This is a genomic window from Actinophytocola oryzae (assembly GCF_004364325.1).
In the GTDB taxonomy this organism is placed as follows: Bacteria; Actinomycetota; Actinomycetes; order Mycobacteriales; family Pseudonocardiaceae; genus Actinophytocola; species Actinophytocola oryzae.
The window spans coordinates 1-19,695 of record NZ_SOCP01000019.1 but is presented as its reverse complement, the minus strand read 5'-3'; the positions used below and the strand labels follow the sequence as shown (position 1 = coordinate 19,695).

Here is a 19,695-nt window from a genome sequence, read left to right as displayed (position 1 = left end):
CCATGCCAGGCAACTCGTTGCAGGACGCCGTCGCTGCGGCCTTGAACTCGACTGATCAGATCGATGTCGTCGAGGGGATCAAGGGTGCGGTGATCAGTAAGATCGAGAGCCTAGACCCCAGCGCCGCCATCACCAACACGGACTACTTCAACCACTCCTATGCCCCGGATCTGGTGTTGTCGTGGACGGGCAACAGGCAAGAACGCGAAGTATATCTGCGCTACAACCTGAGGTCGGCACAAGCGGGGCGCGATGTCGATCTGTTGGGCCGCACGGCTCCGGTGTTCTTCTCGCTTGATTCCCGTCATGACGACGCCTCGGTCGCGGCCGAATTTCGCGGTGAGCTAGAGAACGAGTCGGGGTCGCTGGTGACTAATGCGCCTGCGATCGACGGATTCACTTCAGGGCAGGATACCGCTGACACCGGCTCGGTATCGGAGCCGTTGCTGAGCTTGTTCCGCCGCAATATTGTGCGCGGCGGGCGAGGCTTGTTGATCAGTGGTACCGCGCAGCGGCTGCAAGACACACCGGCCGCGGGCGACATCGAGGCAGACCTTGCATATCTGAGGTCGTTCGAGCAGACGATCACCGAGATCCTCCGACCGGAGGTCGCCGCCCGGTTACGGCGGGCCGCCGACATTGTCCGCGTCGTCCGCACGGGCAACACGTCGCTGTTCGAGCGGCGCGACGACGCCGACGAACCGCAGCGGGTGATCGGGGGGAAGCTCGAGACTGACGAGTTGCGGATCTTGCTTCCGTACCTGCTGGAGCGCGCCAGCGCACTCGACAGCGCCGCGTTTTGGCGCTACGTAGGCGGGATGATCTCGCTTAAGCAGCTCGAACAGCTCGCGGAGACGATTGCTCTCGAAGACCTCAATCGTCTGGTCGTAGCGAATCTCGGCGTGTGGCGCGCGGCGCGGGCAGTAGTGTCGTTCTCATCAGAGGCGCTGGAGCGGGAGCGTCCTGCTCCGTCGTGGACGGTGCGGGCGAAGATGCTGGCCGCGACGGCCGGCGCATGGCGGGTGCACTTCACCGCGGACAAGCGCAAGGGCGGCAGCCGAGACGACTCGACATTGGTGAGGTGGGAAGACGTGTGGCCAACGCTGTCGACGTCCGCGCTGTCATCGGTCGATCTGCAGAGTAGGACCCGTCGGGTGCGTGTCTCAGCGGAGGATGATGGCTCGAACGTATTCGCAGATGTCGACACGATTAGCTCGACGATCGAGGATGATTTCCGGGTCCGTTCACTGACGTTGCGACCGACTGATGAGGAGTCGTCGGATTTGGAGTTGGACTTCAAGACGATGACGGTTGAGGGCAGAAACGTTGTCCTGGGTGATTTGGCATTCGCAGCGTTTGACGTGCTGGGGTGGCGATACCCGTTGTCAGAGGATGAGCGTCGGCAGCTCCTGGGTGCGTCGTTCCCATCCGGCGGGCAACTTGGCGCGTCGCCCCCGGTGGACTTCGAGCCGCGCGACGTGGAGCCGCCACGAATGGAGGGAACCGATGGGGCATGAGTAAGTGGCGGTCAGTGCGATTGTTCTTGCGGTTGTGCCCGCAGAGGCAGCGCGCTAAACAAGGAAAAGGCTCCTAACACAACCGCCTCAGTTCTGGCGAATTCGCGGGTGAACGGCGTCAGGCTCCGAACCGGATTACCGCGACTATGAGTTAGGTGTTGCGGGAGTCGGCGCTCAGGCCTTCTTCTTGTCTACGAACGGGTGCGTGGTGATGGAGTGCTTCAGCGTCTCGCGCCAGGTGTCCTGGAGGTTCCCGACTCGGAGGGCAAACGTCCCAAGCATGTGGCAAAAAGCGTCCTCGTGGGCTCCGACTCGTGACACGGGTGGCGCGAACCGCTTGAGCGGGCGGCCGTCGGCGACCACGAGGTCGAGGATCACGTCGAGGTTGCACGCGCGGCGGTTTGCCTTCGCATGGTCCGCGTCGTTCTCGGCGTGTACAACCTGATAGCCGATGGTTGTGAACCCGGCGGCCTGGAGTGCGCCGAAAAGCGCCGCCCATGCGGTTGGTTCCCGGTTCGCGTAGGACAGGACAAGGTGGCCGTCTGGTTTCAGGACACGCCGCATTTCACGGAAGGCAATTTCGAGGGTCGCCTCGTAGTCAGCCGTGTCGAGGCCGTCGGCGCTGACTACTGCCTCGCCGTCGAGGCGTGCAAGGTCGAGCCCAGCCCACGCCCGAAAGATTTCGGAGAGCTCTCCGTACTTCACATCGTCGTGGTACGGCGGATCCGTGCACACTAGATCGATCGAGTCGCTGGAGGCCAGCAGTCTAGTGCTGGACCCTACTACGACCCGGACGTCATGAGCGCGGGATCCGGCTGAGCGCCGCCTTCCTGCGGGTAGAGGCCCAACGACGTTGGGGATGCGGCCGAGGCGTTCGGCGTACCAGTTCCCTGCCTTGGCGAGGTGCTCAAGTCGCCGCCCAACGGTGCCACGCCCCGACTGTGGGGCGCCCCACACGTTTGGCTCGGCAGACAGGGTAGTGACGTTGTAGCGATGATTGGCGACCGCTTCGTAGGGCTTGAGGTAGCGCGAATCCCATCTGGACAGGTAGCCAGCCATTTCGACGGAGCCAAGCACCGCTGCGTAGAGCACCGAGGCAACAACCCTATTTCCCGCAGCAGAGGAATCGATCGCGCCGATAAGCGCATTGAGCACGGCGGACTGGCGACGTGGCATGACGTGGTCCCAACGGGTCATGCCATAGCGGCGCAGCACGCTGGTCTCTTCGCCCAGAGAGATCGAGGGCAGGTGAGGTTGGGTCGGCCACGATGCGTCTGCGGAGGCGACGAGTTCTGGCTCTGATGGCGGGCTGATTTCGCGACGGCCAGCGATGGTGCGCTCGACGAGAGTCGGTTCCCAGCGGATGCGCCCTGCTTCCCAGATTCGGCCAACGTGGCCACACCGACAGCGGAATTGACGTCCGGCCGTATAGCGCGCTGCGGGGTCGATGAGTTGCTTGCAGGTTCGGCACCGCGTGCGCCGATCTGCGGGGCCATGCTGCAGGTGACCGGACGGGCAGGCGAGCCAGCCTGCGTTCCCGCCCCTGTCGACGCGTTCGCTGAGGCTGACGATTCCCGATGGGAAGAGCCGCACGTCCTCGGAACAGTTCGGGCAGTCGATCACTGCGACCCGGATGGTGTGCGCGACGGTCGCTGGGGTCGCGTCCGCGAAGGAGGTGGCATATGCAGTGTTCAAAAGATCCGCTACGTGTGCGCGTAGCCGGGCAACTGCAGGCTCTAGGTGCTCGGCCAGCGGGAGCGACAGCATTGTCGTGAGGTTCTGGGTCGCCCAGGGATTGATGTCCTGGGCGTACACTCGGTGGCCACGCAGCAGGGCAGATAGGGCGATCACACCACCGCCAGTGAAGGGGTCTGCCACGACGAGCCGACCCGGTTGGTCCGCGTTAGCGGCGTCGATGAGAGCTCCGGATACAGCCTCTGTGCGCCGGGCCCACCACCTATAGGTCGTGATCGGTGGCAGGACTGTCTGCCGGGACCGAGCTTCCGCACGTGCCCCGACATTGACGCTGACCACATCAAGGTGGCGTAGCACGCTGTGGCGAGCGCCGGCTGGAGCGATCATCGCTCCACTATGCCCGACATTGGTTGCCTCGTATGGCAGGACCCCCCAAGAGTTGGTGCGGCAACGAACAAGCCGATGGTATCGAACTGCTGGAAGAACACGCCGAACTGCTCCGCCTGGCCTGTGGTGAACTGGACGCTGGCCGGGTCGGCGATCACACACCTTGGCATGGACCCATGGTGGTTGGGGAATGTCAGTGCTCCGGATGAAGCTTTCGCCGCGAAACTACCCGTGCCTTGGTGGCTGCTGCCGGTATCCGCGAGCAACTTCGGCGTGCGGGCGAGCCGTACCTGTGGGTCAGGGCGTCGCGGCCCGCTGACGCGTCCACAACCAAAAACTGCGCAGTAGCCTACGGTCGAGGTCGGCGTTCCAGGTCCTGCATCCAAACGATAGGTGCAGGCAGCGGTCGCAGGCGGCGTGTGGTCGGTGTCGCGAGGTTTGGGAGCACAGCGGGTCGTTGTCGCAGTGGTCGATCTCATCCGCGACCCGATTGAGCCACGGTCCAATTCGGCGTCGCTGAACGGTGTCGAACGCTCCGAGGGTGAATTCAGCATAGGACGCCACGTAGATCGCCGAGGTCAAAGCGTTGGGCACGATCCATTCTGCGAGGCTGGACTCGCCGAACCCGCTCTGGCCGTCGTCGAGAGCGCGGAGCAGGGCGTGCGAAGCTGAGTGCACTAAGCGACGGACAACCCCGGCGGTGCCGTCACCACCGACGTCGAGGTCGGCTGCCAGGATCTCGGCGACCGACACCTTGGCATCGCGGCTTGTTGCCGGAGCTAGGCCCGTCCACAGGCCGCGATGCTGGAGGAAGCCGAGGATTGTCGCCGCGTCGAAGGTGATCAGCAGCGCTTCCGTGTTTGCCGGCACGGCAAAGATCGGGGTCTTGTTGCTGTACTGGCGCGGTATTGCGTAGGTGCGTAGATGCGCCCGGCCAGGTTCGCGCACCGCTCGGGTGTAGCCGTAGCTGGCGACCACGATCGGGAAGCGCTGCGTGACGGAGATGTCCTCCATGCCCAGGGCTGCCATGGTTGCGGAGGCAACGAACACACCAGCGGCCGCGGCGGTCCCAGATACGGCCGCCTGGACGTCGTCGAAGCTACGGCGGTCGTTGATGACGTTGTGGTCGAACAATCCGGCGCGTTCCACCATGGGCAGAGCGCGGGCCATGTCGATGACCTGAGCGCTGACGCCAGCCACGATCGCCGACGGCCCGGCCGTGGCTGGGCCCTGCATCGAGCGGACATTGTCGATGACGTCCTCAGCGACGCCAGCTGCCCGTAGCTTCCCTTCGGTCTCGGCCCACTTCCTGGCCGACATCCGCGTGCCCGTCGCGGGCCGGTCGAGCTCGGCGAGTGAAACGGCGAGGGACTGCTGGTCTCCGAGCCACGATGCCAGCGCTGGGATCCCGCGGTTGTTGTGGCGCTGCAAGTTGTCGTAAGTCTGATTGGAGATGTTCAGGATGGTTAAGGTCTGCGGGTACCAGAGGCGCTGGTCCCGGGCGGTGTACCCCTGGCGGTAGGGCTGGCTACCTGGCCGGGCGTACTGGCGGCAGTCGCAGGGCGTGAAGCGGGTGCTCAGAGCGCTGCCGCAAGTACGGCAGCGCCACGATGACGTGCGGAATGAACCCAGGTCCTCAAGGTACATGTTCGTGGCGTTGTTGCAGGTGGGGCAGCTTGGGGTGTGGAGGGGCTCCATCGCGCCACAGTTGTGGGCGGTCAGGTATCGGAGCTGGCGCAGCTTGGAGGAGCAGTGCGAGCAGCGGAGCTGACCGGTGGCGTTCGTGTCGTTGATGAGCTTGTCCTGGCGCCACCACCGTGAGATGCGGCCGCAGCCGGAATTGGTGCACTCGAAGGTGAGTGGGAAGACGTCCCACACAACCTCCTCGGGCTTGAGGATCACGTATTCGTCGGGGTTGGTTCGCGGGTTGGGAATTCCGACCTGGCCGGGATACCAGCGGCTGATCTCCTCGGCGAGCTCGCCGAGCAGGACCATCTGGTTGATGTTGCCGACGCGGGATCCACCAATGTGGTGGACGCGCGCGTAGAAGCCCTCCTCGTGAGAGAAAACGGCGTCGGGAAGGTAGCGGTATAGGACCTGTGTGGTGGAGCGCTGCATGGTCTGATTCCTCTCAAGCGTAGAGGCGAGAAATGACCTGCTCGGCGCGGTTGCCGCCCCGGAACTCGGCCGGGGGGTCCACGTCGCGGAGGCTGGTCATGGCAGGGCTGGTGAACAGGTCAGTGAGGTAGTCGGACTGCCATTGCTGGATGCGCGGTCGTTCTATCTGGTCCCAACGGCGCATGGCATCGTCGACGAGCCGCTGCTCGTCGGCCGCCATGGCGGGGTCGGGAACCGGACAGCGGTACGCCCGTGCAAGTCGGTCAGCGACCTGGGGCAGGAAGTTGGTGGCTCGAGCATTCCACCAGTCACGGAACCGGCGGGTGGTGCGGATGTCCTCGGTCGTCCCCCAGGTGGCGGCGCGGGTCTCGTCCCACAACAGGGCGCAGACGATGCCAGGCAACGTCCGCTCGACGGCGCGGCTGGCGAAGCGGTTCACCGGCACAGGCTCGACCATGCGCTCAAGCGCGGCGTGAGTGGTGAAAAAGCTCTGGTACATCGAGGTCTCGCGACGGTTGGCACGGTCGAAGATGTCGATGACCAGCCCGACGTGGCTACGGCCGGCACGCGCGGTTGCCTGGATGTAGTGGGCGTAGGAGGGCGGCATTCCGGCGAGGATCTCGAAGTTGAGGCGGTCGAGGTCCACGCCGTGGGAGACGACCGAGGTGCCGACCAAGCCACGGATGCGATCCGCTCGTCTGGTTCTTGAGTTGGAGTCCTGAATTGCGGCGACGATGGCGGCGAGCTCTCCGAGCGACGTCTCGCCGCTGAGGTACTCGGACCTCACCCGGTCGGTGCCGGAGTTGATGAGGTGCTCTGACAGGCGGTTGAGGTCGTCAAGGATGGCGACTCCGTGCGCCTTGGAGTTGACGTAGGCAAGGGCCAGCTCGTAGTAGAAGAGCATCGACCGGGCTTCGGTCACTGTGCGCGTGACGCCGACGGCGGTCATCGTGGCCAGCAACGGGGCCGGGTCGTCGGTGAGGTGGTGGATGCGCTCGATGATGCGGGCGGTGACGATGCCGGCGAGGTCGACCTTGACCGTCCCGCCGCCGGCGGGGAGCACACCGAGGTAGATGCGTCGCACGTCGTCGGTGGTCGTCGTGTAGAAGGACCGGGCCAATGTGCCGCCGCCGGTAGGGAACATTCTGGGGCGGCGGCCATAGACCTGTGACAGTTGGTCTTCGAACTGCTCGATGGTGGCGGTGGCGGCAATGATCTTGGATGGCTCGTTGCCAGCGCCGCGGGCGAGCTCGGCCAGGAGAGTGTGGTAGTGGGCGGCAAACACTCCGAGCTCTTCCCTAACCAGGTGCAGCTCATCCTGGATCCACAGGGCTGGTGTCGGGTCCTTGAAACCCGTTGGCGCCGTGTGCGTCGCCGGTGGCGCCGAGCAGTCCTTGGCGATGCAGCTCTTGTGTGTGTACCAGCCGTGCTGGGGGCATTTGGCCCGGGGGCCGCGGTTGATGGCCGTGAGCTGGCCGTTGCGGGCGAAGGCACAGATCTTGTCAACCGTCGACACGATGACCGAGGATTGGTAGCGGGTGACCTCATCGTCGCTGGCGTGGATCGGCAAAATGTGCCCACAGGCACGGCACCGGTGGAGGAGGCGCTGGTCGGCAAGGTCGACGTCCAGACCGATGCTGTTCTTGTTGCTGCAGGCGGGGCACGCGCCGACGAGGCGCTTGGTGTCACGGTCAGGCTCGGACCATTGAGCAAACTCCATCAGACCCGGCCACCAGCCGTGGGCGTCTGGGTAGGCGAGACGGTTCGGGGTGTTGCCTGCGCCGACGAAGTAGCCGAGGGTGAAAGCGTCCCCCCTGAGGTTCTCTGCCGTGCGGGCCGCGTCGGCGTGGTGCAGGATCTCGTTGACGCGCGAGAGTTGCTGCACGGATAGCATCCGTAGCGGAAAGAGCAGCCATGCGCTGGTCCCTCGCTGCTTGCCACGCAGTCGGTCGTAGAAGAGGGCGACGATGATCAGCCCGAGGTACGCCTCGGTTTTACCGCCGCCGGTGGGGAACCAGAGCACGTCGACCGCATCGAGTTCGCCTCGAAGGCGCGGATCGGTCGGGTTTTCGCGGCCGGCGAGCGCTGCGAGTTCGGAAACAATGAAGACTAGTTGGAAGAGCCGCCATTGTGCGGTTGAGCCGCGCGAATCGGCGAAGGCGTTGTTGGCGAGCTCGAAAGCTCGGGCGAGGTTAGGATCGGCTCGGAGCAGGTCCAGGCCAAGTACGAAGCGCTGCACCTCCGCCTCGAACCGATCGCGGAGGTCTTCGATCTGGAGCCGTTCATCCGGGGTTCTGGCAGCGCTGAAGTCCCAGCCGTGATGGAACGCTCGCATCTCCAAGGCTAGCGCGGGCAGTGCGGCCGCCCAGTTGGCGGCGAGGTTGCCGAAGGAGATGTCGACAGGCTGGGCGGAGTTGGCGTGGTATTGGGTGTGTATCGGGAGGGTCTCAGCGACCACGACGTTCGGTGCGTCCCCTGCGCGGGCGACGCAGCCGCGCCCCCGACCAGGGACCGTGGCGAAGCCAGCGTAGCGACAGTCGTCGTCCGCGAAGCCGAGCCGCCGCGGCAACAGCGCAGGCGCGTTGACGGTCACCGATATCTTGGTGTCGTACAGGGAAAGGTCCTGTAGGTCGCGCGCCGGAAGCTCGAGGGCGTTGGTGATCGACACCGACACGGCAGTGTTCCCGTCGACGGTCGGCAGCGTTGAGACAGTCAGGCGCGGCACCGGTGCGACTGGGATCCACGATACGTCGCGGCGGGCGCCGACTGCCTGACGAAAGGCGGCCTCAGTGCCCGACGCGGCCGCGACCGGTAGCGTCTGGTTGTTCGTGAGTTTCCACAGTGCCGCCGGGTCGGTGTAGTGATTGGCCACAGCCTTCGTCGCGTCGGTCGCCAGAGGGCAGCCACCACTCAATTCGCTGCTAGTGATGGTGTGCTCGTTCCCGGTGACGGGGAGCAACAAGCTCAACGTGACGTGCCGCTGGTCGCGGCGCCAGGTCGGACTCAAGGGGACTGTGGGTCTGCGACGGGGGTTCGTCACGGCTGCCGCGGCTCGCCGTGCGGCCTCCGCGGACACGTCAGTAAAGGCAGGCAGCAGCTGTTGGTAGATGGCGTAGTCGACGTCGATGGTGAGGTCAACGGTTGCCGGGGTGCCATCCACGACGAAGTCCAGGCCGATCACTCCGCGGTTCTCGACCGGGGGCGCGGTGGCGGACGGCGTGGTGCCAGCGCTGTCCTCCCCGCCGTTCGGGGCGGCGGAGCTGCTTCCGGTAACCGCCGGCGGCGGGGTAATCGTGACCCCAAGCACGCCGACGCAGACCTTCTGCTCAGGAGACCACGGAAAAGGATGGTCGCCGCCACTTCGGTCGGTCAGGGCTTCCACCAAGTCCTGAAGGATGTGGTGGACGAGGATTTCCTCGGCCCGGTTGGCCGAACCCTGAGATGCGCCGGCAGGCGGAATGGGGCTGGTGGAGCCACGGGGGCCGGTCATAGACATTCCTCCTTCTACGAAAGGTGAGATCCGGCTGGACACCGGCGTTGCATGCGGGCCGCCCCAACCCCAAGGGGTTCAACAAAAGGACCATGTAGTTGTGCGTCGCGCGGTCGCGGCGGTTCGGCAAAGCCTACGCCTCCTCGACGACAAGGACGGGTGCCGCGATCAGCGGAGCCGCCCGACGAGGTTTGCGGGCACGTTTGTAGAAGAGCCGACTTCGGTGACCGTAGCGGCAACGAATTCATCGAGGAGCTCGTCGGCGCTGTCGCCGACGAGGCGGCGAAGCTGTTCGACGGTGTCGTCGGCACGGCCGGCTGCAAGTGCCGTCACGAAGCGGCCTAGTGAGCGGTGCAGGGTGCGTAGTGTCCCGGCGACGCTATTTAGTAGCTGCAGGTCGGGGGCCGGCTGCTGTGCGGCGCGGAATACCGCGGCGATGTCATCAGGAGATTTTGGGGCGATCGTCTGTCCGCTGGCCCAAAGACCGAGTTGACCTGCGGCATGCGCGCCGGTGTCGCGAACCGCCTTTATTGCCGCCTGTCGTGTGGATTTAGTGTCCATCACCTTGCGGGCGGCGCTGCGGAATTGCTCGAGGATCGCGTCGAGCGAAGCGACGTCGTCGTTGGTATGGCTAATTGCGACGAGCCGTGCATGTACGGATTCGGTCCCGTCGCCGGCCGGGACAATGATCACGTCGCCGGGCGAGACCTGGCGCAGAGGCATGTACTTCTGGCGGGCGGCAGTGACGACGAGCACGGGCGTCGCCAGATCGCCGTTGCGGTCTTCTTCGTTGGGTACCCACCATGTCCGGCCGTCGTCGAGCTTGACCGGAATGCAGCTTCGGATCGTACCGGAGCTGCGCCAGCCACCGGGGGGTGCGCCGATGATCGATGGCGAATCCATCGCGGTGCTCGCGCGGTCGAGCACATCGAGGATCGACAGGCCGGGCAGGCTCAGCTCGGGTGGATCGCTGAAGGCGGGTTCGCCTTCAGCGTCGGATATCGGGCCCGCGACGGGCGCGGGCTCCGCCGCACCGAGTGCTCGGAACGTGGTGCTCCGCCGCGCGTCGGTGCTGTCCTGCCAGCGACGCACCTGCCGTCGAAGGGCGGCATGCTCGGCGTCGTAGGCGAGTAGCCAGTTTGCGGATGCCTCGCCGCCAAACAGTAGCGAGAAGTGCCATGGCGGCGGGTTGCCAGTGAGGATCTGGACGTCGGCGTGGCCTGGTGAGTACCTCGTAGCGAAGGTGGTGACCTCGACCCTCGCACCGACCCGCTCCCACAGGGCGAGCTGCGCGTCGGTCCGTCCCTCGCCGGTGAGCGAGGCCTTTGTGGCTGCCGCTGCCGCCTTGCTGTGGCATCGGATCAGGATCTGGCCAACGCCGCTACGGTCGGCCTGGTCGAGCATCTCCCACAGCAAGGAGAGCTTCGGATTGCACTCGTCGAGTTGCCGCCACAATGTTTCGACCGCGACCTTGAGTTCTCCCCAGCGGGCAACGCCCCATGGCTGCCACGGCCCGTGCCCGCTGAACGTCTGGCGCTTGAGCACTCGTCGAAGTGGCTCCGGTCCCTCCCCAGATAGGTTCGCCAGAGCGCAGGCTCTGCGGTAGTCACGCACTGTCGCCGCAAGGCGGGTGCCAGCGTTGAGCAACTTAGTCGGACAATCGAGCGCCAGCGGCATTTGCCCATCGGGCCGAGTGGCCAGGCAGGCGAATGCACGGGCGATCGCGGCGTTGAGTTCAGCGTCGCCGGCATGATGGATGTCGAGCGGCGGAAAATTTTGCTGCCAGAGCATCCACATGCTCGACAGCGGACTCGGCGCAGGCTCCTGGCGGTTGAGGTCGTAGACCAGCGCGGTCACTTCTGCGTTGGTCACGGGGAGCACGAGGGGTGTGTGACCAGCTGCGTTCACGGTCCGCAGGAGTGACTCGTCGCCGATGTCGCCGACGATGATAGTCGCGACGGCCGAGTGGTTCGAAGCCCAGGCCAGCGCCCGTGCGCGGCTGTCTGGATTGGTGATCGAGGTCGCGTCGATAACTACCAGCGGCGGGTTGCATCCCAGCCGGGGGTTGCCAACGCGGGTGTTGAAGTAAATCAGTGAACTGTTGGCCGACCCGGGCGTCGAGCCGACCAGCGGAGCGAGCTCGCCGGTGCGTGTGAGCCGTTGCGCTGATAGCGGGTTATCCCGACTGAGAGAGATGCTCGAGTAGTTGCGCATGCTGAGCGTCCGCAGCCGTTGGGTCATGTCGACGTCGAGCGCGGCGAGCACGATCGGCCCACCTAGCAGCCGCTCCTTCAGGCGCAGCAGGTGCATACAGATGGCCAGCGTGAGCGCGATCCGGTGGCGGGCGCGCGGAAGCTGTAACACTGCCATATCAGCCGAGGGGACCTCGCGGATCAGACGACGGCTGACCGCAACCAGTAGCTGGTCGACCGGAGACACCGGCACGGACATCGTGCCGTCGATGAAGGTGCTGAACGCTAGACCGTCCAGCACCGGGTCGTCTCCCGTCCCGGGGAGTAGCAGGCTGGTGAGTGATTCACTACCACCCGCCAACTGGGTCATGCGTCTACCCCCACAGGCAACTCTGCATCCGGCACATAATCTTCAACTTAGCCCCTCGGATTGTCGGGACCGGGGCGGTCGCGTTGCGAAGACCCAACCGATAGATCGAACCGACAGCGACTGGCGCTACCATGTGCAGACGACAGTGGCAGAAGATCGCGCCACCGGACTTGGAGTCGGTGCTACCGCGTCCCCACAACCAGCCGCCCTCGACGACGGCGGAGGTGGGCGGCGGCGTTTGGGGGGCATGGACATTTCGGTGGCCGCGGCGCTGCATCGGGAGCTGGCCGAGGAACTAGGCGCCCGTGCCGCGCACGCCACACAGGTGTTCCTGTTCACCTCACCGTCGGACGCCGAGGTCGCCGTACAGCACTTCTTCGTGGCCAGGCTGGTCAGCCTGGACGAATCGGCCCGGAGCGGCCCAGAGTTCGATGATCCATCGCGCGGTGGGTACGAACTGGACCGGGTAGACCTACTTGGCGACGAGCTGGCGTCGATCGACCTGAAGCCGACCGCCCTGAAGGAGTTCATTACTGGCCAACCGCGAAGCGCTGCTGGCCGAAGCCGGGTACATCGGTGGCGGGGCCGTGTAGACCTGCATGTCGCCCGCGACGATCGTGCCTCACGGCTCCTGTTCAGTCGAGACGGCGGGGCCGTTCTCGATTTCTTGTTCTGCTCGGAGATTGTCCAGAGCCTGGCTAATTAGATTTCTTGCGGCTTGTCCGTAGACAGCTTGGCGGGCGAGTTCGTGGAATGCTTTGGCGTAGAGGCTGATCTCTCGTGGTTGGCTGATTGACAGCTCGGAGGAGATGGTCTCGACCTGGACCAGCCGGTTGTCGAACATGATGAACTGGTTGGTTGGGACTCGGTATTCGGCCTGCGGTGGGATGATGCCAAAGGTGACACGGGAGAGGGAAATAGTGGCCAGGAGTCGGTCCAGTTGGCCGATCATGACCGCGGTGTCGCCGACCTTGGTGAGAAGTGCCTGGTGAGCGACGATGAAGTGGAACCGGTGGTTGCCTCGGTAGAGGATCTGCTGGCGTTCCATCCGTGCGGCGACGCCTTCTTCGAGGTCGTCGGGAACCTGGTAGAAGTCGATGACCCTTCGCAGGATGGCCGCAGCATACTCTGCGGTGTGGAGAATGCCAGGTATCAAGAGGGGTTCATACCAGCACATGAGTTGGGTCTGTTCTTCCAACTCTCGCGATGCTTGCTGGCGACGACGGGTACCGGTGCCTAACATCCGTCGCCATTCCACATACATCGCTTCTATGTGGCGAACAGTGGCGATCAAGTCCGTGAACTGATCGCCACTGTTCGTGTGCAGGCACCAGGTCCGAATGTCATCTTCGGAGGGTGTCTGTTTTCCGTACTCAATCTTGGACACTTTTGAGCTGTGCCAGCCGGCCAGGTCGGCGAGCTGCCGCCCGTTGAGACCTGCGTCCCGGCGGAGATCCCGGAGTCGATGACCAAGAGCCTCGCGGGCCTGGTGAAGCGAGCTTGTCACAACGCACGGCTCTACGCTGAGACGTATTCGCTATCGACGTACTTGTCCTGTGGGATCGCCGTCCGCCACACCCCGTCTCGCACCTCGCGACAACGAGCCACGATGGTCGGATCGGTGGTGGCGGCTCCGCCGACGAACTGGCCGTCCGGCTCGAACAGTGTGAAGACCACTCGCTTGTCATCGAACAGCCAGTAGTCATCGGTGGTGAGTTCTGCCGGATCGATCAGGTGGCGGGGTAGCCACCTGATGTCTTCCCCAGCGGAGATGTTGTGCGGGGCGACGGTGAGCCCCCACCGGGTGTAGTCGCCATGAGGAACGGTGACGACTCGCGCACGCCGGATGCTCCTGCCAGCGCCGGTAGCGACTCGTACGAGGTCCAACCACGGCCGATGCCATGCGAAGTCATCCTGCTGGCCGGTCAGGAACAGATGAAACGGGCCGCTCTCTTCCGAGGTGTGGTAGCTGTCCTGCACCTCAAGGTGAAACGCGTCCTGTGTGAAGGTGCGGAACAGGTCGTCGAACGCTTCACCCCGTAGCATCTCCACTGGTCTCATCCTCTTCTGCTTTGGGGACTTCCACCGCGGTCTCATGACCCGGAATGTCCATCTGTGACAGTGCTTGAGCATCCGTGACCGGAGCACCCGACACGATGAACGTGCCCTTGCCCGTGTCCTGGAGGTCGACACCCAGACGTGTGCCCTGCAGGAGGTAGGTGAGCAGGCGCGCGGGGATCTCCACGCTTGTATCCTGCCCGGTCACCTTCCAGCCCTGGACCACGTAGGTGTCCGTGTCTGTGGCAAACAGCGTCGGCGAACCGCCGCCTTGGGTCTCCTTGCCGAGGAACGTTAGCTGCATGTCTACTCCTCCCACCAGATCCGTGCAGTAGTTTGCTCGGACTACTTGATAGTGCCTCTACCTGGGAAGATGAGTCAACAAACTAACGCAAGATGACCCTTTGTCGAGCAAACTCTAGCAAACTTCTGGCTCGCGTGAGGGGATGCGTCGTAGCGTCATCCGTGCTGCGTGCGCAGCGTCGGCCCGCTGTCGGGGGCACCTCCCCGTTCCCGACACCGTGAAGGGCCGTGCTGGTGGCCGGCTCCAACCCACGTTCGTGCAGGCCAAGCCATCCTGGCCGCCGAGAGAGAGTCGGTCACCAGCCCCCCATCGCAGGTCAGTGACAGGACGAGGATGCAAGCCGCGACGAGGCAGGCAGATCGATGAAGAGCACGTTGATGGGCAATCGCGCCGGACGCCGATTGAGGGCACACGTGATATCGGTTCAGGTCCAGGAGTGCGATCGTGACTGACTCTCCGGGCCACGAAGACCGCGTAATTGCCACCGAGGATCGAGCGTTGATCGAGCGTGTGCGGATGGTCAACAAGACCCTGTCTATCTTTGTCTTCGCGATCCAAGAAGGCGGCGCTGAGGGTCACATCGAAATTGCTGACGCGCTAGTCGCACTGGCAGACGCGATTCGCGACCGGGTGTCCGGACAGAATAGTTCCGGGCCAGTGCTTGACAGCGCGTTTGCGCAGCTCCAGCTGGAGTCCGGGCGGGGTGGCGATGTTGAACAGTCCGGCAGACAGCCCGCTCGATGTGGGCAACGTGCGTAACTTCAAATGACGTTCCCGGCCGCATCGCCGGAATGGTCGGGGCGAGAAGGAGCGGCTATGCCGCACCATCCAGAAGGGAATGACAGTGCAATACGAAACGCGGGATTTGACCGACAGTTCGATCCTCGTGATCGGCCTGGGGGACGTGGTCACGCTCACCACCGGTGGTGAGGAGCAGAGCACCGAGGCCAAGCGCAACGCGTACGACTAGGTCTGCACCTCGGCGGTGGCGCTCGCCCAAGCGCCACCGCCTTCATCGTGGGGCTGGAGAGGAAGCGAACACACGTGCGCTGGTTCGGTGGACACAGCGGCACCGGGAACAGGCCGGTACCGGTCGAAGCGCGTATCATCTGGCCGCGACCGGCTATCTGGGTCTGCGACGCATGGCCAGAGCGCCACATCCAGATCGTGACGAGCCTGGACGAGTCGGAGGCCGTCGTAGCGATCGGCCCATGCTCAGCGACCAGTCAGGAACTCGCGACACTGGTAGGCCACCACGTGCCCGACCGGGTCATCACTGAGTGGGCGGGCGCGTACACAATCATCCGTGCCCAGCCTGACCAGGTGACCATCTGGACCGACCCGGCCGGCGCCTGCCCGATCTACACCGTCCGGAGCGACGACGGCGCACTGACTTGGGGATCCAGCTCACGCGCGCTCGCCTCACTCAGCCGCGCAGAGGTCGACGAGGCATGGCTGGCCGCGTTCCTCGCCGACCCCTACGCCGAGATCACCGGCAGCGCCTTCTCGGGAGTCACACTGGTGCCGCCCGGCACCCGTCTGGTCTTGGCGGATGGCCAGGTCAAGGAGCTGACCCAGATCTGGACGCGGACGCCACGGCGCTGGTCCGAGGCTGTTGACCAGCTTCGGAGCACTCTTGCTGCCAGCGTGCAGGTTCGGATGACGGGCATCGTGGCGGCGGACTTGTCGGGCGGCATGGACTCGACCACCCTTGCTGTGCTCGCTGCCCGGCACCGTGCAGTCAACGCGGTGACCGCGCACCCGGCCGAGGTCACCTCTGGAGGCGATCTGGACCACGCCCGCGTGACTGCCGCCGCACATCCCACGATGCGCCACGTGCTCATGCCGCTCACCGACGATCACTTGCCCTACCGCGGCCTGGACACGCTGCCATCGACAGACGAGCCCGCGCCATCCACCGTCACCTGGGCCATGCTCTCGGCGCAGTTCGAACTGCTCGCGGACATCGGTGTGACGTGCCATCTGACCGGAGACGGCGGCGACACCCTGTTCCTGCCACCACCGGTCTACCTGGCGGACCTGGCCCGTCGCGGCCGATGGCTCCGATTAGCAGCCGACGCCCAAGGATGGGCGCGGTTACGCCGGACCAGCCCATGGCCGCTGATCGCCCAAGCCATCCGGGGCCAAGCACCATCCACTGCCGCTGCAGCCCCAGGATGGCTCACGGCTCATGCGGCGCATCTGTCCTCGACATCGCGTGCCGAGGTCAAGATGCCTGAACTACGGGATCATGCCGACCGAGACCTGATCACCCGAACACGGTTCACCGCACGCACCGCTCACACCGAGAACCAGCTCGCAGACGCCTTCGGTATCGCCATGCACAACCCCTACCTGGACGCCCGATTGCTCGACATCACCCTTGGTGTGCACGGCTGGCTTCGCGGCTCCCCACGTCAGTACAAGCCGCTGCTGTCGGCGGCAACCGCCGGGCTCTTGCCGGAGACCGTGCGCAGCCGCGCTGCCAAGGGCACCTTCGTTGGCGACCACCACCAGGGCCTTCGTCGCAACCTCCACCATGTGCTCGACCTCGCCGACGGTCGACTTGCTGGCCGCGGACTCATCACCTTGGACAAGCTCCGCAGCGAGATCCACATGGCCGCAGCCGGTCGCAACATCCACTGGGGTCACCTACAGCGGGTCCTCGCCGCCGAAGTCTGGCTGCGCTCGCTCGAGTCCGCCCGCCCAGTCGACTGGGCCATGCCCACCAACGTGAGCGCGACATGATCCAACAATCTCGACAACTCGGCGGCGAGCAAGAGAGCCCAGCGCCATGGCTTCGAACGGTCCAGACGAGCCACGCCACGCTGGTCGTTGACTACCAGACCGGCGAGGTCACCATGCTCGGTGGCGAGGCCATGCGCCTGTGGAACCTGTACGTCGCCGGACAGCAGCCAGAAGCCCTGAACACAACCGTGGAGACGATCAACACGGACTTCTCGAACCGAGGTTGGTTCACGGGGTCGCCACAGGCAGCGCCAGCACCGGTCGTCATCCGTCTCAACGGCTCCACCGTGTCCTGGGGAACACAGGAGACCGCCGCCGCACTACCTGCCATCGGGAACGCACCGTGGCCATGGCGCCTCGCTGCCCTGCCGATCGTCGGCCTCGTCCTTCTCGTCCGCCAGTCCGGCCGTAAACATCGATTCGCTCGACTGGTGCGCTTGACCCAGCTGGGAGCGCGGCACCTGTGGGCGACCGATCTGCAAGCACGTCACGCAGTGCGAGCCGTGCGCTACGCCGCCCGCTACATCCCCGCCCGGATCGCGTGCCTGGAAGAGTCCGTGGCCGCCAAGCTGCTGCTCGCGGCCGCCGGCAAGCGGGCCACGTGGTGCCACGGCATCGCCATCGACCCCGTCCGCCTTCACGCCTGGATCGCCGGCCGCGACGGCGACCCAATCGACGAGCCACCCAGTACCCATCGATACACAATGATCAACCACAAGCGTGAAGGAGACCGTTGATGAATCAGCCGAAGTATTTGCTTCGGGGTGAGCGCCTGGCACTTGCCCAACCTCGTGCGGAAATGCTCCCCGAATACCACCGCTGGGAGAACCACCCCGGCACGATCCTTGGCTACGGCAACCAGGTGCCGCAGTCCTGGGAGACTCGCGCAGCTGGCTTCGAACGCCAAGCAAAGTCCGACCGCTACACCCAATTCGAAGTCGTCCACACCGAGGACGAGCAACCCGTTGGCATGACCATCCTGGCCATCGATCACCAGGTGCGAACCGCCGAGTACACCATGCTCCTCGCTCCCGAAGCCCGCGGCCGAGGCTTCGCAACCGAGGCAACACTGCTCACCCTCGACTGGGCCTTCCACCTCACTGCCCTACGCATGGTGTGGCTGAAAGTCCTCGAACAAAACGCCGCCGGAATCCGCGCGTACGAAAACGCCGGCTTCAAATCAGGGGGCCGCCTTCGCCAGTCAGGTTTCTGGCTCGGCGACCCATGCGACGAACTCCTGATGGACATCCTCTCCGCCGAATTTCCCGGCCCCTCAGCCGTCAAACGCGAACTCGGCGGCATCGTAGAACTCGGCGGCACTCGTAACGAGACCTGACGCCAGACGTCACGGCGAGTGGTAATGGCAGGAACGGGGAGCAGGCTGCTGTGTCGGCAGCCTGCTTCCCGGAGATGACAAGAACCGGAGGACTGGCAGGCTCGACTCTTTGTCACTTCCTTGTCATTCCCCGCTCGCGAACACCGGCACGATGATCGGTGAGTACCTGTTCAAACACGATCAGTAGGAGAGGTGTCGGCCATGCAGGGCGTCGGCGGGCGGCGGGACCGGTCGTGACGCGAGAGTCAGCACACGTCACCGCACAACGTGCCGAGCTGGGCAAGCGTCTCGCCGAGCATCGCGAGCGAAACGGTCTCAACAAGACAGGGCTCGCGGAGCGGCTGTTCTACGACCGCACGTCGATCTCGAAGCTTGAGGCCGGGCAGCAATCCGCGCCCAGGGAGTTCTGGTGCGAGGCGGACACTTTGCTGGGTGCGGACGGCGAGTTGGTCGCGGGATTCGACGCGCTCACCGCTGCGAAGGCAACTGACGCGCTCCACGACGTACTGACAACGGCAACACTGCGGATAGCGCAGGCACGGGCTCGAATCCCGTCAGTCCCGGCCAATCCAGATCAAGTCGACGCTGTGATCGAGCTGGAGGAGCTGTCACGCGCACTCACCGAGCACAACCGACGTGTCCTGATGGGCGAGCCAACCGACTGGGCCGAGATCACCAAGCGACTCAACCAAGCAGCCACGATATGCCGAAGCCGAGTCATCGCCGAGCCCTGCACGGCGGGTGATCGAGGTCGTAGTTAAGCCGATGACGTACATGGCTCGACGAGGCATCAGTTGGGTACCCGGCCAGGGAATGGCATCGTTGGAGCCGAGAACCGGGAGGGGTTCGTCGTGAACGAGGACGACGCCGCAGGCGTGGGCAGGCGGGTCGCCGACGCGCGAAAGCTCGCTGGGTGGACGCAGACCGAACTTGCTCGTCGCGCGGCTGTTTCAGTGAGTCTGGTCCGCGCCGTCGAGCAGGGCCGTGCACCTGCTTCACCAGCGTTCGTCTCGGCATGTTCCCGCGGGCTGAACGTCAGTATCGCCGACCTGTTCGAACTGCCGTACCCCAAGATCACCCGCGAAGAGCACCGCGTGCACGCCGCCATCCCAGCTATCCGGCGAGAGTTGGCTGCCTACCGCGTTGAACCGGAGGAGAGCGTTCGTCCCCGCCCGCTCCGCGAGTTGTCGGCCGCTGTCGCTCACGCCTCGCAACTGCGCCACGAGGTGAGCCTGGGACAACTCGGCATGGAAGTACCTGGCCTGCTTGAGGAGTTGCGGGCCGCCACCTACAGCCTCTCCGGCCACTCGCGGGAGCGTGCGTTCGGGTTACTGGCCGAGTGCTACTACGCCGCCTCCCAACTCGCCTACAACCTGGGCTACACCCAATGCCACTGATTTAGATCGTCTTGGCTGATCGCTTGCGGCGTGTGGGCCTGGACGGTGGCGTGATCGTGACTGCTGTCTGGGATGGGCGGCTG

Annotated in this window: 15 protein-coding genes; 8 read left to right on the top strand and 7 right to left on the bottom strand. The window is 64.8% G+C overall.

Features of this window, described 5'->3' with window-relative positions; all coding sequences use genetic code 11:
- Window positions 1-2 precede the first annotated feature (2 nt).
- On the top strand, window positions 3-1,517 hold the full coding sequence (locus tag CLV71_RS36635; protein ID WP_133907504.1) for a hypothetical protein: 1,515 nt from the start codon (window positions 3-5) through the stop codon (window positions 1,515-1,517).
- Between the two features lie 174 nt (window positions 1,518-1,691).
- Here CLV71_RS36635 and CLV71_RS36630 read toward each other — a convergent pair whose 3' ends face one another.
- The 4 genes from CLV71_RS36630 to CLV71_RS36615 all read right to left on the bottom strand — a co-directional run bounded on the left by CLV71_RS36630 (window position 1,692) and on the right by CLV71_RS36615 (window position 11,769).
- The gene (locus CLV71_RS36630) at window positions 1,692-3,395 is read right to left on the bottom strand and encodes a hypothetical protein (RefSeq protein ID WP_133907503.1); all 1,704 of its coding nucleotides are present in this window, start codon (window positions 3,393-3,395) and stop codon (window positions 1,692-1,694) included.
- 501 nt (window positions 3,396-3,896) lie between these two features.
- Window positions 3,897-5,717 carry a hypothetical protein gene (locus CLV71_RS36625; protein WP_133907502.1) on the bottom strand — a complete coding sequence of 607 codons (1,821 nt, stop codon included), beginning with the start codon at window positions 5,715-5,717 and terminating at the stop codon, window positions 3,897-3,899.
- A gap of 13 nt (window positions 5,718-5,730) precedes the next feature.
- Window positions 5,731-9,207 carry a DEAD/DEAH box helicase gene (locus CLV71_RS36620; protein WP_133907501.1) on the bottom strand — a complete coding sequence of 1,159 codons (3,477 nt, stop codon included), beginning with the start codon at window positions 9,205-9,207 and terminating at the stop codon, window positions 5,731-5,733.
- A gap of 168 nt (window positions 9,208-9,375) precedes the next feature.
- Window positions 9,376-11,769 (bottom strand): DISARM anti-phage system protein DrmE domain-containing protein, encoded by a 2,394-nt coding sequence (locus CLV71_RS36615; protein ID WP_133907500.1) that lies wholly within the window; start codon window positions 11,767-11,769, stop codon window positions 9,376-9,378.
- Window positions 11,770-12,028: 259 nt separating this feature from the next.
- Between CLV71_RS36615 and CLV71_RS36605 the strand changes: the two genes are divergently transcribed.
- Window positions 12,029-12,475 carry an NUDIX hydrolase gene (locus CLV71_RS36605; protein WP_243867096.1) on the top strand — a complete coding sequence of 149 codons (447 nt, stop codon included), beginning with the start codon at window positions 12,029-12,031 and terminating at the stop codon, window positions 12,473-12,475.
- Here CLV71_RS36605 and CLV71_RS36600 read toward each other — a convergent pair.
- Genes CLV71_RS36600 through CLV71_RS36590 form a run of 3 tightly spaced genes read right to left on the bottom strand, consistent with a single transcriptional unit; the run spans window position 12,392 to window position 14,131 of the window.
- Window positions 12,392-13,276, bottom strand: coding sequence for a helix-turn-helix domain-containing protein (locus CLV71_RS36600; RefSeq protein ID WP_133907498.1), 885 nt, complete (start codon window positions 13,274-13,276; stop codon window positions 12,392-12,394). The genes CLV71_RS36605 and CLV71_RS36600 overlap by 84 nt on opposite strands.
- Window positions 13,277-13,287: 11 nt before the next feature.
- On the bottom strand, window positions 13,288-13,815 hold the full coding sequence (locus CLV71_RS36595; protein WP_243867138.1) for a DUF6879 family protein: 528 nt from the start codon (window positions 13,813-13,815) through the stop codon (window positions 13,288-13,290).
- Window positions 13,802-14,131 carry a hypothetical protein gene (locus CLV71_RS36590; protein ID WP_133907496.1) on the bottom strand — a complete coding sequence of 110 codons (330 nt, stop codon included), beginning with the start codon at window positions 14,129-14,131 and terminating at the stop codon, window positions 13,802-13,804. The genes CLV71_RS36595 and CLV71_RS36590 overlap by 14 nt, the downstream gene beginning before the upstream one ends.
- A gap of 865 nt (window positions 14,132-14,996) precedes the next feature.
- Here CLV71_RS36590 and CLV71_RS36585 point away from each other — a divergent pair.
- From CLV71_RS36585 to CLV71_RS36560, 6 genes are all read left to right on the top strand, one after another.
- Window positions 14,997-15,101: an albusnodin family lasso peptide gene (locus CLV71_RS36585; RefSeq protein ID WP_208297933.1), complete on the top strand. Its 105-nt coding sequence runs from the start codon at window positions 14,997-14,999 to the stop codon at window positions 15,099-15,101.
- Window positions 15,102-15,175: 74 nt separating this feature from the next.
- On the top strand, window positions 15,176-16,879 hold the full coding sequence (locus tag CLV71_RS36580; protein ID WP_166664409.1) for an albusnodin/ikarugamycin family macrolactam cyclase: 1,704 nt from the start codon (window positions 15,176-15,178) through the stop codon (window positions 16,877-16,879).
- Window positions 16,876-17,616 carry a lasso peptide biosynthesis B2 protein gene (locus tag CLV71_RS36575; protein WP_208297932.1) on the top strand — a complete coding sequence of 247 codons (741 nt, stop codon included), beginning with the start codon at window positions 16,876-16,878 and terminating at the stop codon, window positions 17,614-17,616. Before CLV71_RS36580 ends, CLV71_RS36575 begins: the two co-directional genes overlap by 4 nt.
- The gene (locus CLV71_RS36570; protein ID WP_133907493.1) at window positions 17,616-18,215 is read left to right on the top strand and encodes a GNAT family N-acetyltransferase; all 600 of its coding nucleotides are present in this window, start codon (window positions 17,616-17,618) and stop codon (window positions 18,213-18,215) included. Before CLV71_RS36575 ends, CLV71_RS36570 begins: the two co-directional genes overlap by 1 nt.
- 233 nt (window positions 18,216-18,448) lie before the next feature.
- Window positions 18,449-18,976 (top strand): helix-turn-helix domain-containing protein, encoded by a 528-nt coding sequence (locus tag CLV71_RS36565; RefSeq protein ID WP_166664407.1) that lies wholly within the window; start codon window positions 18,449-18,451, stop codon window positions 18,974-18,976.
- Window positions 18,977-19,066: 90 nt separating this feature from the next.
- On the top strand, window positions 19,067-19,612 hold the full coding sequence (locus CLV71_RS36560; RefSeq protein WP_133907491.1) for a helix-turn-helix domain-containing protein: 546 nt from the start codon (window positions 19,067-19,069) through the stop codon (window positions 19,610-19,612).
- The last annotated feature ends 83 nt before the right edge of the window (window positions 19,613-19,695 follow it).

What these genes read in the sequence shown, in the direction of transcription:
- CLV71_RS36590 (WP_133907496.1), bottom strand. Translation starts at nt 14,131, where the DNA reads ATGCAGCTAACGTTCCTCGGCAAGGAGACCCAAGGCGGCGGTTCGCCG.
- CLV71_RS36595 (WP_243867138.1), bottom strand. Translation starts at nt 13,815, where the DNA reads ATGCTACGGGGTGAAGCGTTCGACGACCTGTTCCGCACCTTCACACAG.
- CLV71_RS36635 (WP_133907504.1), top strand. Translation starts at nt 3, where the DNA reads ATGCCAGGCAACTCGTTGCAGGACGCCGTCGCTGCGGCCTTGAACTCG.
- CLV71_RS36570 (WP_133907493.1), top strand. Translation starts at nt 17,616, where the DNA reads ATGAATCAGCCGAAGTATTTGCTTCGGGGTGAGCGCCTGGCACTTGCC.
- CLV71_RS36575 (WP_208297932.1), top strand. Translation starts at nt 16,876, where the DNA reads ATGATCCAACAATCTCGACAACTCGGCGGCGAGCAAGAGAGCCCAGCG.
- CLV71_RS36615 (WP_133907500.1), bottom strand. Translation starts at nt 11,769, where the DNA reads ATGACCCAGTTGGCGGGTGGTAGTGAATCACTCACCAGCCTGCTACTC.
- CLV71_RS36620 (WP_133907501.1), bottom strand. Translation starts at nt 9,207, where the DNA reads ATGACCGGCCCCCGTGGCTCCACCAGCCCCATTCCGCCTGCCGGCGCA.
- CLV71_RS36625 (WP_133907502.1), bottom strand. Translation starts at nt 5,717, where the DNA reads ATGCAGCGCTCCACCACACAGGTCCTATACCGCTACCTTCCCGACGCC.